A 17440-nucleotide genomic window follows, 5' to 3' on the forward strand; every position below is an offset into this window, starting at 1 on the left:
GGCTTTATCCCACACTATGTTCAAGACTGATAGCAAGTAATTTTTGTGCTTCTACGGCAAATTCCAGCGGTAACTCGGAGAAAACTTCTTTGCAAAATCCATTAATGATCATCGAAATAGCGTCAACATTTCTAATGCCACGCTGACGACAGTAGAATAGCTGATCTTCGTTGATACGCGAAGTGGTAGCTTCATGTTCAAGTTGGGTGGTATTATTGCGCACTTCCACATAAGGGAAAGTGTGTGCGCCACATTTGCTACCGATAAGCATAGAGTCGCACTGGGTAAAGTTACGCGCGTTAGTAGCGGTTTGCATGATTTTTACCAGCCCGCGATAAGTGTTTTCACTTTGACCTGCCGCAATTCCCTTAGAGATAATTGTAGAGCGAGTATTCTTGCCTATATGGATCATCTTGGTACCGGTATCCGCCTGTTGATTTCCATTAGTTAATGCGACCGAGAAGAATTCCCCAACAGAATTGTCGCCGCGTAAAATTACGCTCGGGTACTTCCAGGTAATAGCTGAGCCAGTTTCAGACTGCGTCCAGGACATTTTGGCATTTTCGCCCTCGCATAACGCGCGCTTGGTAACAAAATTAAGAATTCCGCTCTCGTCTTCGTTGCCGGCAAACCAGTTTTGCACCGTGGAATATTTCACTTGCGCATCTTTTAGTACGATGACTTCTACTACGGCTGCATGCAACTGATAGCTGTCGCGAACCGGTGCCGAGCATCCCTCTACATAACTAATATAACTGCCGTCATCAGCGATAATCATCGTACGTTCAAATTGACCAGTTTTAGCAGCGTTGATGCGGAAATAGGTCGACAGCTCCATTGGACAGCGTACGCCTTTTGGTACATAAACGAATGTGCCATCTGAAGCTACTGCCGAGTTGAGTGCAGCAAAGAAGTTGTCGTTAGTAGGCACCACGCTGCCCAGATATTTGCATACCAGTTCCGGGTGCGCATGAATAGCTTCGCTAAATGAACAAAAAATTATACCTATAGCTGCTAGTTTATAGCGATAAGTGGTAGAAACTGAGACTGAATCAAAAATCGCATCTACCGCGACATCGTTGCCTTCGCGAACAGGCACTCCTAGTTGGTTAAACGTCTGTTCTACTTCGTCGGTCAAATAGTTTTTCGGCTCTTTTTCCTCATACTGCTGTTTATCCCCGGACTGTGATCCGCAGGTATTGTCATGGGATCGTTCTGCCGGTGCAGAATAGTAGCTGTAATTGTTATAATTAAGAGGTTGATAATTAGCTTTTAGCCAGTGCGGTTCGTCCATTTCTATCCAAGTACGATAGGCATTAAGACGAAATTCTAGCATCCAATTAGGTTCATGGCGTTTTGCCGAAATGGCGCGTACTACGTCTTCGCTAATGCCTTGTGCCAATTCTTTAGTTGCTAACTTGGTAAAAAATCCTTCTTTATATCGCTTGTTTTTTACCCATAGTTGTGTCACGTCAATCGCTTTATTGTTTTCAGTATTTTTTTGTGTCATAATAATCGATTGCTCAAAAGCCAAAACTTTCGCCACACCCACAGGAGTGTTTTGCTTTGGGGTTATTAAATTGAAATATGTGGTTCAATCCTTGCTGAACGTAATCTAGTTCTGTGCCATCAATTAAAGGCATTGCTTTCAGCGGCACATACAATCTAGCACCATCATGTTCGTAAATTAGGTCGCTGTTTTCAACCCACTTTGCCTCTTTAATCACATAGCTAAAACCAGCGCAGCCAGACTCTTTTATGCTAAGTCTCAGTCCTAGCATGGCAGGACTATTTTTTACCAGTTGTTTTATTTGATGAGCGGCGGAATGGGTTATTGTCAGTCCGTGCCAAATATTCTTCTTAAGGAAGAACGTCTCAACCTTATTGTTTACCTTCATCAGATTTACCTCATGACATTACCAATTGGGGTATTTGTAAAACCTATTGATGTGAAAGAGTTATATTATATTTAAATCTCGACTGTATTGTGAAATAAGTATTTTCGGTAAATAAAAATGTACTTGGTAAATGCCGTTTTATCCGTTAACACCTTAATTTTATATAACTATTAAATCGTTAATATTGTGTTTTAAGTATGCGTGATAAATATATTATATTAAAACTTTCCTCTCCCCTATCACTAAATAAATATTCATATAAATTAACTAGTTATAGTAGGAAACAACTTGTAATGTTACTAAGCAAGCAGCCAATGAGGAAATAACCTTAAATGAGGTAAGAATAAGCTCTAGGATAACGTCATTCTCTTTTAACAAATGATTATCATTAGCTTTTAGTCGTCATTGACGTGATTTATATGGTTTTATCATGTGTCAAACCACTTATAATTATCTTAACATTTATAATGATCAAATCACAAAAGCATTAATGGTGGTTAGGTCACGAAAATGCAACATTGAACTTTCACGATTATAACAGCAAATGGCGGTCATATTTTTGTTTTTACCTAATGCATGCAATAAAAAACATCATGCAAGATATCAAAGTTCTCTTCTTATTGAATCTTATTATAATTATTTGTGAATACTATTATTTACTTTCTTAATGACACTAAAATGTAATAAGAGTATAATTTCCATTATTTTCATAATTGCTATTCTATTATCGATACAGCACTAGTTAGTTTGTCCAAGTTTATTATTTAATAACTTTTTGCTTAAATCTTCATTATCGTTCAATGTTGCAGCGTGTTGGTACGCTGCCTTACCCTCTGGCCTGGCTAGAGTAGAAATCATTCTCATAAACCTGATGTTAGTGCGTGAGATAAAGTACTTCTAAGATTTATCTATAGTGTGCTAGGAGAGGAAGAGTGCGGTAAAACCGCTGCATATTTACCTGTGATAATCACTTGTAATAGTGTAATTCTACACGATATCATCTTCATCTTTATCACTCCTTACTACGTAAATCTTAACTTCCCTGTGTTATTCTTTGCCCCAAGATTTATATGATGGTTTTGTGGCCTGCTTCTTCGTCGACGTATGGCTGCGGTTTAGCAACGTTACTAGCCGTTTCAACAGGTTACCTCGTTGTACTTTTTATCTTTCATTATGGAAACACCAGTCAAGTAATGCCACATTAAAATATGTTATGGCTCTATCTTGCTTCCTAGCAGCTAGTGGTTTTGGCAGTATTATTGACACTGCAGCTACGCGCTCTGTGACGGCACAGACGTGTTGAGATCGTTACCTCAGAATAAGAAAACATTATCCGCTTTCTTTTAAAGCAACAGATGGGCCTGTTGCGCTGGGGGCAGAGAACACAGTTAAAGGTTATGCGCACCATATCGTTATAGATATGCGTATCTTAAATTTGACGCGTATATCTAAAATAAGAAGCAAATGGCATACTGCACACACTCATTCATTGTAAACATCATGCCGGTGATTAGTGTTTTATTTAAGTCCCACGATCCGCTAAACACCCTGGGTGCAAAATAACTGCTGACAGATTGTCTGGATTTTACTAGCGCTACCCGAATCACCGCCGCATCATACACACTCACAGCTAGTGAGTATATTGATTCATTAGCATGCCCATTATGTTACGGCTACTAGCGTTTAGCGAATGCCTAGATATCATATCATTCATCTGTGCAATACCTGAGTAAGTCTTTTCAGTAAAAAATAGTATACAAATTATACGATAATCGCTAAAAACTCCCGCAGTGAATATCAGAATATTTTCATCTACGATACTATTAATTTTGGTTATAGTACTAATAACCTGAAGCAAAACAGCCTGACATTGCAGTTTTACCTTTTATAAAAGTTGTACTAGCTCCGCTAGTAGCCGCAGTCTTTCTCACGCATCAGGTGTCTCCTGCCTCTTTTGTGAATTAATACCCTTTGTGATAATTTTATGGCAGAATATATGGAATTTAAGTTATTACGATTTTATATTTGCAACTATAAAATAAATATTATAGTTGCCCATTGCATCTATACCTGATCAAGGTCAGGGAGTCGCGTATCGTGACCAGGATCTAGCTATTTAATAATAGTTTGTCATGCTTTAATATAATTAACCAAACACCGTATTAGCACGCAAATATTTCGGAAAAAATATATTTTCGGAAACTTTTTATTGCCAAGTAATTAACCTTTTTATAGGAATGTGATTGAATAGATACTATTGAACTTTACTAGACGACTATTAAGAATAGTGATTTAGTATAATTACTGACATCAGTCTATCAAATACATCGAGGACATAAAATAATGGCGCACTTTGACCGTCAATTGTGGCAGATCTATCATCAACGATGTACTTTTCTCTATATTTAGTCATTATAAACTCTCCGCATATAATTCCAGATAATATCGGACCGAGTCAAATTAATCTTTTAAAATTAATAGTTGTTATCGACAAACACATGTGCGGTTATAATAAACAAGACGTTAAACGCTTGCAGAATCACAAAATAAGTTTTGACGTAATTTTGGTGCATCTCTAACAAAATGAAAGAGATCTATCTTTTCTTTGGTGATAATTATACCGACGTGGTGCTTTCATCTTCAGTAAAATGCACTTATATTAAAGTCTCACGAATTTTTTAAGTTATATTTCAAATCATAACCGCACAAAAGAGGTTGACATCAAACCTTTCCGATCTTAGGTGTACTTTTTGCTGGCAACGATCAAATATCGCATGAACCATAAAATATGATTAGAAATTTTCTTATATACTCGCAATCTCTATTTTGAGGCGTATGTGTTGATCATTTTCCCTGCGTATAACTCAATTACTGGTGGGTAGTCAGAGGGAGAAAAATATTTACACGGCTTGGAATAATTATTTAACTGATCTTTAATTCCTCGTTACTTATATTATTATTGCACTTAGTTCTGATTTGATTGCACCATTTACCTAAAATTAATAATTAATATGCGTTGTAGATTTATATGGCTAGATTAATTATTTCTTTATTCAGAGATTGACTTATTAGTCTCGTATAGTATTGCACTATATAACTGCTCCGCAGAAATAATAGATTACCAATCAACTTATCAGCTCCACATAATGATGTTAAGAAGTAAAATATCACCTCATCAGATAACAGATAATAAACGGTTTTTATTAATAGCCATACCGGAGTTCGGCATACATAAGCGCTATCGCCAGTAAATGCCTACCAAGTCAATTAATTGATGAATGTCCTTACTATTGTATAAATATCTCAGGCTTGAAAAAAACTTTGGCAGTAAACGATAAACTATTGTACTTATAACTGCACAAGTATGATGATGTAGCTATTGACTTAAATTATAGACTATACAAAGATTTTATCTTTTATTTATGCTTTTTAGCATAAGATTGCGTGCTCATTTATTATTCAGTGAAGTCACAGATTAATTTTTTTGCTATTACCAAAAAAAAACGAGTAATATATATTATTAGTATTCTTTTATACTAGTATCCTGCCCTATTAAGACGGCAGGCAATCTGTTTATCAGTTGAGAAAATGCTTCATGAATTTATCGCACCTTGTATGTTATTTCCCATGAATATAATTTATCATTATTTATAGTTTTGATGGCTATCAGTTGATGTAAGATGGTGAAGTTCTTTATTCTTTTGCGCGCGATGGATATCGGTTAATGGTCGAAGATGTTCTGCCCATCGCTTATCAAAAAAAAGATGCAAAATGCACATCATGAACGTACAAAATAGATTATTGGCTTGCTGGGTGCGGCGTATTATTTTACTACTTATCATTCCTCTTTGCTGTTGTGTTTACTTTAAACCACTTGATTTTTGTAATAAAAATAGTCAGTAACAATGTACTTTTAGTAGCTTGAGCAACAATATGCAACCCATTGATCTTATTTATTTTCTTTTGATTTAAGGATCTTTTAATGGTGGAACTCAAATCCTATAGTAACTGAAATCGCTGATTTTTCATGTAATTGTCTTTAGTAGGTGGATTTTACCAATACTCGCTATTATATATCGATAATGGCGTGGCTAAATTAAATGCTGGGCTAGGTAGTTAACTTTTACAGGTGTTTGTTGTATTTTGTCTTGATAGTTTTGTTTAAAATAATTTGCTTGTTATGTTGTTGTATTTATACGGAGAATATTTCATGAATATCAGTTCAGTATTTTGTATATGTTTAGAAAGAATATGCGGTAATAACTCAGTTTTGCTGACCTAGACGGTCATTTGAAATAATAAAATTTATTTGTTTATAGGACGCCGCCTTTCAGATTATGTAACGGGTATAATGCTATGGCTATTACCGGCATTTCTTTGTCAAGCTTGATCTAATCATGACGATATTCATGTCATGAACCGCTTAATTAGTTCTTTGAAATTGCTCATCCCAGACATGCTATCTGGCTTATAAACCATACTTTCTGGTTATGGAGAAGAGTCTTAACAACCATGGATAATATTAGGTAGTTTTATTTATTACGGATGAAAGATATTTATTGATATCTGCTGGTACTGTACCGCGTGTGGTATTTGGTTTATTAGCCTTTTAATATTTTATTTACCTATTTATTATATATAGTACTATCGGTATTCTAGCATTAGATTTTTATCTAAATGCAGGAAACACTGCCCCTCAGAATTTAATAAGCTAGCAATAGCTTAAAAATTAAATTAATTTTACTTGACTTAGTGTTTACTGGAATAGTAAGACTCTAATTATGTTGATAATTATTTTCTATCGTTATTTCCCTATGTCGAACATGGGTCGCTAAGTGAAGCTTATGTAGGATGAATTTAGTAATAAGCTACATATGTGTTATGAATAGCATTATTCTTGAATTTTAAATTTAGAGATGATTTAAATGCTCCTGACATGAAAATATCACTGTATATATAAAAATCATATTATATAAAATAATAGTAGTACTGTATCAATACTGATTATTTATTTCAATTTATCTATAAGTACGAGATAATTACTTTTCTATGTACCTACTAATTTTTAAGGATCAGCCAGATGTTGATAACTGTTCCGATATGAGCTATAGAAAGTCTATTACTGTTTTTCAGTTAAGTAGGCAAAGAATATTTCTGAATGAGGCTATCTCTGTCAGTAGAAATCAATATACTGCCTATTGTGGGCAGAAAAGGATGGCAAAAAATGCAGTATCAAGCACGATGTATCCTAACGCATTAAATAAGTATTGATACCAATCAATTAGTTAACTTAAACTCTTCCTGTTAATATCAGCTGTGTAATTATAGTCAGATACCGTGAGGGGATGTCATAGTAGTGGAGATAAGAAATTGGTAGGTAAACATAGCATGTTGGATATAAGCCAGTAAATCATGGTTACTTTTAGATCCCGTAGCTGCAAGCCTTGTTTTTTAGTTTTTTTTGACCAGGATTTGAGATCCTGCATATTAATTGCAGATGAATGGGATTACATTCTTAATATTAGTCACCACCCATCTTATGGTGGTGTACTTTCTTGACTGTCTCCGTACTACATTGCACCCACAGAAGTAGAAGTTTTGGAAAAAATAGAGTTTAAACTATGGCTTTTAGCATTGCGTTCTCATCATCGCTATTTATAGACTTCACAATCTTACCAGATTAATATACTCGCCTGATTTAAAATCAGGCAAGAGTACTATGATGCATTTAAGTTAACAGCATGTTTCGTGCTATTCTTTTATCTAGCATAACGGCAATTTGTCCTACTTAGCATGTTTTAGCACTGGTGAAATTAGGTCAGTCTAGCAAATAAGCATTAGTATCTTCACATACTTATATCGCATGTGCCACCTAAGGATGACGATGCATCCGTAACGCTTACCTTTGAATAGGTACTTATTAATCTATGGTGGAAAACTCATATCAGCTAGATATTTTTTAATTTGCAGTTGATATTTTGTCACTCAATACGGGTAGAACAAACAAAAACTGCACTCTACTGTAGGCTATTTGATTAAATATGAGAAAAGACAATTTATTGATATATTAATGAACGCTTATGATAACTTTGACATGAACTTTATAAGTCGAGTTGGAAAACTTCTTAGTAAAGAATAGCGCTATCAGAAAACAAAAATTCAGGAGGCTATCATTATTTTGCGCAGTAAGTGAATTATGATATTACCTAACGGGTAACTCGCAATTATAACTTATAAGTTCACTTAAAAATTACAGTCCTGGGCCGCTAAGGCTAGGACTGTTGTCAGCGGCTGTAAGACAAAGAGTTGTGGATATTCGGGCGAATAAAGACCGAGTGACATTTGTTTCACTCTTTCGGCTTAGTGTTTTCAACACGGCTTTTCAATTTCTGTCCTGGGCGAAAGGTTACCACCCGACGGGCGGTAATGGGGATACCTTCGCCCGTTTTTGGATTACGTCCTGGTCGCTGATTTTTGTCGCGCAAGTCAAAATTACCGAAGCCTGATAATTTCACCTGCTCGCCATTTTCTAGCGCTAGGCGCACTTCTTCAAAAAATAGCTCCACTATTTCTTTGGCATCCCGTTTGCTCAGTGCGAGTTTTTCAAACAAGTATTCTGACATTTCAGCTTTAGTGAGCGCCATAAATTTATTTCCTCAAGGATGCTTGGAATCGCTTTTTTAATGCTGCCACACATCTAGAAACAGTCGCGGCAATCTCCTCTTCTTTTAGTGTACGAGAGGTGTCTTGTAAGACAAGACTGATAGTCAGACTTTTAAAACCATCCGCTATGCCCTTGCCTCGGTACACGTCAAACAAGTTTACTTCAACTAACTGATTTAAGCTAACTTTATTGCATTCTGCGATAATATCTGCTGCAGCAATGTCATCAGTTACTAACACATTAATGTCGCGACGGTTAGCGGGGAAGCGGGAAATCTTATTCGCTTTAGGCACTTTACGTTCGGCAAGTTTTTCCCACAAAAGTTCAAATACCAATGTACGGTCATTTAAATTCATTTTTATTTCAAGATCAGGATGAATAACGCCAATAAATCCAACATTTTCATTCTTAAGATAAATTGCGGCGCTTTGCCCCGGATGTAGCGCGGGATGACGTTGTGCCCTGAACTCAATATCTTTTAATTTACCGGTAAGCTCAAATATTGCCTCAATATCGCCCTTTATATCGTAAAAATCTACCGATTGTCGCTCTAGATCCCAATGCTTATCAAATTGATCCCCTGAAATAACTGCAGCCAGCATAAGATCCTGTCGAACACCTAATTCAGCTGAGTTATCAGGAACAAAACAGAATCCGCTTTCAAACAGGCGGATCCGTTTCTGCTGGCGATTTTGATTATATACCACTGTTTCAAGAAGGCCAGTCCATATTGACAAACGCATAGCAGACATATCCTGGGAAACCGGAGTCGGTAGCATCAGCGGCGTCTGCTTCGGATGAAGCAGCGCCTGGTATTTAGGATTTACAAAGCTATAAGTTATTGCTTCTTGATAACCAAGATCTACCAGCAGTGTTTTTACGCGGGACAGTGGCAAGGTCGCTTCACGATGATGCGTCATCACTAGTTCAGTTCGCACCGGGATATTCGGAATTGTGTCGTAACCGTATACGCGTACAATTTCTTCAATTAAATCTTCTTCGATAGTTATATCGAAACGCCAGCTTGGCGCCTGAACTTTCCAGCCTGTTTCGGTGCTACTGACCTTGCAGCTGAGTCGTCTAAGTATGTCGCTCACGTCCTCGTCTTGAATAATATGGCCAATCAGCCGGTCTAACATTTTTCGACGTAAGTGAATACTAAACCTCTGTGGCATTTTTGCTTCAGAAGTTATATTGATAACTGGCCCAGGCTGGCCGCCGCAGATTGATATTAATAATGCTGTGGCTCGCTCCATAGCTATCGGTTGCAGTGCCGGATCCACGCCATGTTCGTAGCGGTGAGAAGCATCGGTGTGCAGTCCGTAAGAATGGGCTCGTCCGATAATGGCTGACGGTTGAAAAAAAGCACATTCAAGCATCACGTTGCGGGTGGTATGGTTGATATCGGCAGCTACTCCACCAATAATTCCTGCCAGCGTGAGCACTTTTCTATAGTCAGCCATTACCAGTGTATTGGAAGAGAGCATTATTTTGTTGCCGTTAAGCAAGATGATCTCCTCATCCTGAACGGCATAACGCACCACAATACCTCCCTCAATACGGTCGCGATCTAAGGCATGCATTGGTTGTCCAAGTTCCAATAGCACGTAGTTAGTGATATCTATAACCGCGTTAATAGAATTTAAACCGCATCGGCGTAGTTTTTCTTTCATCCATAGAGGAGTAAGGGCCCTTATATCGATATTTTTTACTACCCGGCCCAAATATTGCGGACAATCGTCGGACGTATCAACGTGAATAGGCAGTGTATCGCCGATAGTAGGCATAACTGGCTCGATAGGCGGCTGCACAAGCGGCATACGGTTACGCACTGCGACATCGCGAGCAATACCCAGCAAACTAAGGCAATCAGCCCTGTTCGGTGTGACATTAATATGTATAGTATTATCGGCAAGCTGCATATAGTCGCGAATATCTTGGCCAATAGGCGCCTCGTCGGGCAGCTCTATGATACCATTATCATAGTTTCCAGCAATGCCTAATTCTGAAAAGGAGCACAACATGCAATCCGACAACTTGCCGTGTAATTTTGCGTCCTTGATTTTGAATTCTTCCAAAAGAAGAGCCCGGTTTGTGGCCACTGCTACTCGCATGTTTGCGCGACAGTTGGGTGCGTCGCAGGTAATATCCAGCCAGTATTTGCCGCCGATGTCTACTTTAGTAATCCATAACTTATCGGCATTAGGATGCGGCTGGCATGTTACTATATGACCAATTACCACGCCGTTAAACTGGCTAGCAACCGGCTCTATCTGATTCACTTCTAGCCCTATCATTGTCATCTGTTCCGCTAACGCGATGATGTCAATAGCCGGATTTACCCATTCACGTAGCCAAAGTTCACTGAACTTCATGTGTTTATCTCGTCTTCATTTGAATTGTTTAAGAAAACGTAGATCGTTTTCAAAAAATGCCCGCAAATCAGTGATATCGTAGCGTTGCATAGTTAGTCTTTCCATGCCCATGCCAAAGGCAAAGCCTGAATAAATTTCCGGGTTAATTTTACCGTTACGCAAAACGTTTGGATGTACCATGCCGCATCCCAGCACTTCCAGCCAGTGGCCGTTTTTTCCCATAACGTCTATTTCTGCGGATGGTTCAGTAAACGGAAAATAAGATGGGCGAAAACGAACTTGCAGATCTTCTTCAAAGAAATTACACAAAAAATCATGCAATGTGCTTTTCAGGTTAGCAAAATTGATATCAATGTCGATAATCAGGCCCTCCATTTGATGAAACATTGGTGTATGAAACTTGTCATAATCGTGCCGGTATACCCGGCCCGTCGAGAGAATACGGATCGGCGGCCTCTGCTTCTTCATGGCGCGTATCTGCACACCAGAGGTATGGGTACGCAATAGCCGAGTAGCGTCGAACCAGAATGTATCGTGAGCGTCTCGCGCTGGATGATGCACAGGAATGTTTAAGGCGTCAAAATTATGGTACTCATCTTCGATTTCAGGACCAGTGATCACCGAAAATCCTATATTACAAAAAAAATGTTCAATGCGCTCGATTGTTCGCGATACTGGATGTAGTCCGCCGTTTCCCATGCGCCGCCCCGGCAGCGAAACGTCTAACATTTCTTCAGCCAGACGAGTTTCTATATCTGCCCGTTTCAACTTTATTTCCCGTTCTGCCAATAACTTTTGCAAGTCTCGCTTAGCCTGGTTTATCACCGCACCCTTTGCCGGCCTTACATCCGGCGCTAGATCTCGCAGCGCTAGCATTTGCTTGGTAAAATACCCTTTTTTGCCTAAATATTTAACCCGAACCGATTCTAATGCTTGAATGTCCTGGCACTGCGCAATTGCTATTTTGGCCTGAATAATTAACTCTGCAAGATGTGACATTTCTTTTTTCTTAATTTTATAGTATATGGCTTAATCGTATTAATGAGTCAGGTTAACACCTGGTTCTTACAAGGCACTAGTACACGCCGTTAATTATGAATAAAAAACCTCCATATCGGGAGGCTTTAGCGTTATTTTATTTCTTAACTTAAGCGCAAGACCCCGACAAAATAGATGCTAAGATAAAAAAGAAACAAAATAGTAAAATGTGTTACAACAATACATTGTTAAGCTTTTGATATCTATTTTAAAATCATCTGTACATTTAGATGTACAAAAAGCGTCTTCTTTTTTGTTTAACTGACCTACGCAAGTGTGCTTTTCGCTGTATTAGCCAGGACGGCAAAAACCGCTTTATCAAATACGGCAATATCTGCTAGGATTTTACGGTCAATTTCAATAGACGATTTTTTTAAGCCATTTATAAACTTATTGTAAGAAATGCCGTTCTGACGGGCTGTTGCGTTGATACGTACGATCCAGAGTTGACGAAACTGACGCTTTTTCTGACGACGGTCACGGTAAGCGTACTGACCTGCTTTGGTGATTGCTTGGCAGGCAACACGGTAAACTCGTGAGCGAGCACCGTAATAACCTTTTGCTTGTTTCAATATTTTTTTGTGACGTGCACGTGCTACCACACCACGTTTTACGTGAGCCATATATTCTCTCTCCTAAAGTCTTATTCTAAGCAGTGATAATGATGCTTATGCGTATGGCAGGCAACGCACAATCCAACCCATATCCTCTTTAGAAACCATGGACTTAGAGCGTAGGTGACGCTTACGTTTAGTGGTTTTTTTTGTCAGAATATGACGCATGTTAGCATGCTTGCGCTTAAAACCACCCGAAGCTGTTTTCTTAAAGCGCTTTGCAACCCCTTGTACTGTCTTTAGTTTTGGCATAAGTGTACTTCTACTCCACATTGTTAATAATATGAATCAGCGAAACGCAGGCGCTGCTATGCCTTACTTATTATCAGGTTTTACTGTTTTTTTGGGGCAAGCACCATGACAATCTGGCGGCCTTCAATTTTAGATGGGAAAGATTCCACTATTGCGAGTTCACTTAGATCGTCGCGCACGCGGTTAAGCACTTCGATGCCAATTTGCTGGTGTGCCATTTCACGTCCGCGAAACCGTAGTGTGATTTTGGTTTTATCACCATTTTTAAGAAAACGAACCAGGTTGCGCAATTTTACTTGATAGTCACTTTCATCTGTGCCAGGCCGAAATTTAATTTCCTTAACCTGAATAATTTTTTGTTTTTTCTTATTTTCTTTGGTAGATTTGCTTTTTTCATAAAGGAACTTGCCGTAATCCATGACCCGGCAAACCGGAGGCGTGGCATTGGAACTGATTTCGACTAAATCAACGCCAGCTTCTTTAGCTTTTTCAAGCGCTTCATGTAGAGTAACAATACCAATTTGCTCGCCGTCAATATTCGCTAGACGAACCTCTGTGGCGCGGATTTCTAGGTTAATACGATTAGGACGCACCGGTTGAACTCGTTTTCCGCTTTTAATACCTTATTCCTCCAGTTGATGAAAATTACGGCTACGGATTTCGTGTTGCAGCTTTGCAATAATCTCGTTAACAGCAATGTTACCAAGGTTTTTACCACGACGTGTACGTACGGCAACTTTTCCTGTTTTCATCTCTTTGTCTCCGCAAATAAACATGTAAGGCACGCGTCGTAAAGTATGTTCTCGGATTTTAAAGCCTAATTTTTCATTTCTCAAGTCTGCTTTCACCCGAATATCTGCTTCCAATAGTTTTTGCGTTAGTTTTGCGACATATTTTGATTGATTCTCCGTAATGTTCATTACAATGACTTGGGTCGGCGCTAGCCAAGTTGGGTAAAAACCCGCATATTCTTCTGTCAAAATGCCAATAAATCGTTCTATTGACCCCAAAATAGCACGGTGAATCATGACTGGTACCACCCGTTCGTTATTTTTACTAACATAGGAGGCATTTAAACTATTAGGCAACGAAAAATCTAGCTGTACTGTACCACATTGCCAGGCGCGGTCCATACAATCAAGCAGCGTAAAATCAATTTTTGGACCATAAAACGCTCCTTCGCCCGGTTGGTATTCAAAGGTAATATCATTTGCCGTGAGTACGGCAGTTAAATCTTGCTCCGCTCGGTCCCAAATATCATCACTACCGCTGCGTTTTTGCGGCCGGGTAGATAATTGAATTAAAATTTTCTCGAAACCAAATGTAGCGTATACATCGTACATCATTTTTATGCAATTGTTTACTTCATCGCGTATTTGATCTTCGGTACAGAAAATATGAGCGTCATCTTGGGTAAAGCTACGCACACGCATTAGGCCGTGTAGCGCACCGGAAGGCTCATTGCGGTGGCAACTGCCAAACTCAGCTATGCGAAGCGGCAGATCTCGGTAAGACTTTATCCCTTGATTAAAAATCTGCAGGTGCCCCGGGCAGTTCATCGGTTTTATGCAATATTCCCGGTTTTCTGACGATGTAGTGAACATATTTTCGGCGTAATTGCCCCAATGACCAGTCTTTTCCCACAGCACGCGGTCCATCATGAACGGCCCTTTTACTTCTTGATACTGATAGGCTGTAAGTTTCATACGTACGAAAGCTTCTAGCTCGCGGAAAATCGTCCAGCCATCGTTATGCCAAAACACCATACCAGGCGCTTCTTCCTGTATATGATAGAGATCAAGTTGTTCGCCTATCTTACGATGATCTCGCCTCTCTGCTTCTTCTAGATGCTGTAAATAAGCATGGAGCTGTTTTTTATCGCCCCAGGCGGTCCCGTAAATTCTCTGTAGCATTTTATTTTTGCTGTCACCACGCCAGTAAGCCCCAGATTTTTTTTGCAAAGCAAAGTGGTGGCAAAAACGTATATTAGGAACGTGCGGCCCTCGGCACATATCCACATACTCTTCATGATGATATAGCCCAAGACGATCATCTCTGTTGATATTTTCATCTAATATAGCTACTTTATAGTCTTCGCCTCGCGAGACAAATGTATCTCGGGCCTGCTGCCAGCTGACTTTTTCCTTGATAACGTCATAGTTTTTTTCGGCTAATTCGTGCATCCGTTTTTCCAGCAAGTCGATATCATTTTGCATTAAGTCATAATTGAGATCGATATCATAATAAAAGCCTTTATCGATGGCCGGACCGATTGCCATTTTCGTATTTGGCCATAATTGTTTTATAGCGTGTCCCAATAAATGGGCGCATGAGTGGCGTATTATTTCCAGACCTACCTCATCTTTAGCGGTAATTATGGCAAGCTGGGCATCGTGCTCAATTATATCGACAGCATCCACCAATTCTCCGTTAACACGACCGGCGACGCAGGCTTTGGCTAAATCGAGACTAATATCACTGGCTACATCAAGGGATGATACAGAATGTGAAAAATAACGTCGATTGCCATCAGGGAGAGTTATAACGGGCATGCGGTTTCCTTACATTTGTAATATGGCTACAATAATACGCTGGGTAACTTATGTTTTTTCATTCTTGTTGCGTTACCATCTCATTAATCATTTCTAATTTGGAACTCAATCATGTGCACGTGCCATTCAATAGAGCATACGGTAATACGCTATTCACTTAGTGGATAATATCACTTGTCTTGCAAAACAACATCTTTGTGTTATGGTGTTTTAAGTAATTTACCTACCCCCTCGTATCGTCGGTATAGGCCAAGAGAGCCAACCAAAATGTAGTGTGTCACTAACCTATTGAATATATAGAGTTGAACATTAAGCATGTAAGAATGTAAGTTTAGGGCTAAGGATTATTCTACAATTATGTTGAAGTAGCGTTCTTGCAAACAACATCTTCATCTACGTAAGATTTATAAGTAGATGCGTTATTAACTTGCTTCTAATACCCGTGGATACAAATACATGACAAACCAGTAACTCTGTCCTTCACGTCGATGACAAAGTATACTTTTTGCAAGTAATAGAAATCCTAATAAAATAAAACCATAATCGTGTTTGCTGTTACAATACACCAAGGCCGCCTCAGCCTAGCATACATGCATGCACGTATGTTTTTGCACCAACCTTGCGTGTTAAGAAACCATTCAGGTTTAATCGCTAGTAGCGTTATTCTATGAGCGTTATTTTTGCTTAGTTAAAACCAGTTTCAGCAACAGGATAGGTGAGAACAATTAGTTAACTAAAATTGGATGTATCATAACCGCGCTTTATTGCCGTTTTATCACATTGGCGCGTTACTAGTCTTACTTTCTTATGATAACCCTGCGCAAATTAATTTTATCACAACTACCGAGTCAACTTTCATTTGGTGGCGTCTGTAACAAATACTTACATACATTGTATCCCGCTATATCTGTCAAGACAGTGTTACGAGTTAGACTCGTATATCCTTAAGGCAGTAATTTTATATGAATATCTTTAATATCATAAAGTTCGCACATTCCATGTCAATGTGCCTAGCGCCTATATAAAATAAAGGCGCTGATATATTCCGATAATTATCAATATGTCACCCTAGTTAAACGTAAAAAGCTTGTAGTATAAAATACCGAAGTGGCTATTATATGGATGCTATAAATCTATTATTTATGCGTATTAATGTTTAGATTGCTTCTTGCTTAGATTAGTCCCTAAAGTTTATCAAAATTCTGGCTTTTCTTTTAAAATGAATTTTTCTGCGATCGTGACACAACTATAGGTGTCATCTAAAGTGACTGTCATAATTTGTCACTAGTTTGCTGACAAAGCAAACTGGTTAACTTTGTCTGCAGCACTCAAAAGCAGAATTGCTTGCTGCTATATTGTCTGTCGCGCCTGCCATTTGTGGTGCTTACCCATCCCTCTGGTACCTTAAGCAAAATTTAACTGGTTTACGCTAATAGCGTAAATAGATTAATTTTAATTAAATATCAACAAATATTTTTCTGCTTAAATGCCACGTAATACCTAAATACGTTATTGATCATGTGTATTTTAATTTATCGAGCAGCTTATCTACTGCTGTTATTAATGGCATCTAGCGACGTAAAAGAGATTAATTTAAGGTTAATGTGCTCTTCTTGGCCAGATAAAACAATTTACTACACTATTATCATACTCTAATTTCCCTACTCTATGTTTATTTTTATCGGGATAATGCTGCTAACAGCGATCAAGGCGATTCTTCATTCGATACCGCTATGTCACCGTAAATTTACGATTATTACTATAAAGATAGTATTGCTGCTGAACGAAAGAGTGTGTGAGAAACTAAGCAGTTTATCAACTTTATTACATGTAAATAAGACGCTATTTTATTTAGTGGAAATTATATATTTGTAGTGTTCTATTACAGTTTGTAGGTGTTGTTCACCGGCAATTAAAGCATACCCCCAGTAATTTGAAGGTAAATAAGATCTAACAGTAATAATTATTTGTAGAATGCACAGTATGCACATTATATTTTGCGGTTTTATAGAAAATGATAATACGTTATTTAAGTTGATCGTAGATA

Annotated in this window: 10 protein-coding genes; 1 reads left to right on the forward strand and 9 read right to left on the reverse strand. The window is 38.4% G+C overall.

Annotated elements, in window-relative coordinates; all coding sequences use genetic code 11:
* Positions 1 to 4: 4 nt before the first annotated feature.
* The gene (sufB, locus tag HBA_RS01970; RefSeq protein ID WP_097032617.1) at positions 5 to 1510 is read right to left on the reverse strand and encodes a Fe-S cluster assembly protein SufB; all 1506 of its coding nucleotides are present in this window, start codon (positions 1508 to 1510) and stop codon (positions 5 to 7) included.
* Positions 1511 to 1523: 13 nt separating this feature from the next.
* A complete protein-coding gene (gene sufA, locus HBA_RS01975) occupies positions 1524 to 1898 on the reverse strand; it encodes a Fe-S cluster assembly scaffold SufA (protein WP_097032362.1) in 375 nt (124 codons plus the stop codon).
* A 1054-nt stretch (positions 1899 to 2952) separates the two neighbouring features.
* Here sufA and HBA_RS03485 point away from each other — a divergent pair.
* On the forward strand, positions 2953 to 3201 hold the full coding sequence (locus HBA_RS03485; protein ID WP_157774251.1) for a hypothetical protein: 249 nt from the start codon (positions 2953 to 2955) through the stop codon (positions 3199 to 3201).
* A 5044-nt stretch (positions 3202 to 8245) separates the two neighbouring features.
* On the opposite strand, the gene ihfA is transcribed toward HBA_RS03485, so the two are convergent.
* From ihfA to thrS, 7 genes are all read right to left on the reverse strand, one after another.
* Positions 8246 to 8542, reverse strand: coding sequence for an integration host factor subunit alpha (gene ihfA, locus HBA_RS01980; RefSeq protein WP_097032363.1), 297 nt, complete (start codon positions 8540 to 8542; stop codon positions 8246 to 8248).
* Positions 8543 to 8546: 4 nt separating this feature from the next.
* The gene (pheT, locus tag HBA_RS01985) at positions 8547 to 10937 is read right to left on the reverse strand and encodes a phenylalanine--tRNA ligase subunit beta (RefSeq protein ID WP_097032364.1); all 2391 of its coding nucleotides are present in this window, start codon (positions 10935 to 10937) and stop codon (positions 8547 to 8549) included.
* A gap of 15 nt (positions 10938 to 10952) precedes the next feature.
* On the reverse strand, positions 10953 to 11936 hold the full coding sequence (gene pheS, locus HBA_RS01990; RefSeq protein ID WP_097032365.1) for a phenylalanine--tRNA ligase subunit alpha: 984 nt from the start codon (positions 11934 to 11936) through the stop codon (positions 10953 to 10955).
* A gap of 305 nt (positions 11937 to 12241) precedes the next feature.
* Positions 12242 to 12598 carry a 50S ribosomal protein L20 gene (gene rplT / locus HBA_RS01995; protein ID WP_097032366.1) on the reverse strand — a complete coding sequence of 119 codons (357 nt, stop codon included), beginning with the start codon at positions 12596 to 12598 and terminating at the stop codon, positions 12242 to 12244.
* Between the two features lie 45 nt (positions 12599 to 12643).
* A complete protein-coding gene (rpmI, locus tag HBA_RS02000) occupies positions 12644 to 12841 on the reverse strand; it encodes a 50S ribosomal protein L35 (protein WP_097032367.1) in 198 nt (65 codons plus the stop codon).
* 80 nt (positions 12842 to 12921) lie between these two features.
* The gene (gene infC, locus HBA_RS02005; RefSeq protein WP_097032368.1) at positions 12922 to 13461 is read right to left on the reverse strand and encodes a translation initiation factor IF-3; all 540 of its coding nucleotides are present in this window, start codon (positions 13459 to 13461) and stop codon (positions 12922 to 12924) included.
* Positions 13462 to 13464: 3 nt separating this feature from the next.
* Positions 13465 to 15393, reverse strand: coding sequence for a threonine--tRNA ligase (gene thrS / locus HBA_RS02010; RefSeq protein WP_097032369.1), 1929 nt, complete (start codon positions 15391 to 15393; stop codon positions 13465 to 13467).
* Positions 15394 to 17440 lie beyond the last annotated feature (2047 nt).

This window comes from Sodalis endosymbiont of Henestaris halophilus (assembly GCF_900161835.1).
In the GTDB taxonomy this organism is placed as follows: domain Bacteria; phylum Pseudomonadota; class Gammaproteobacteria; order Enterobacterales; family Enterobacteriaceae.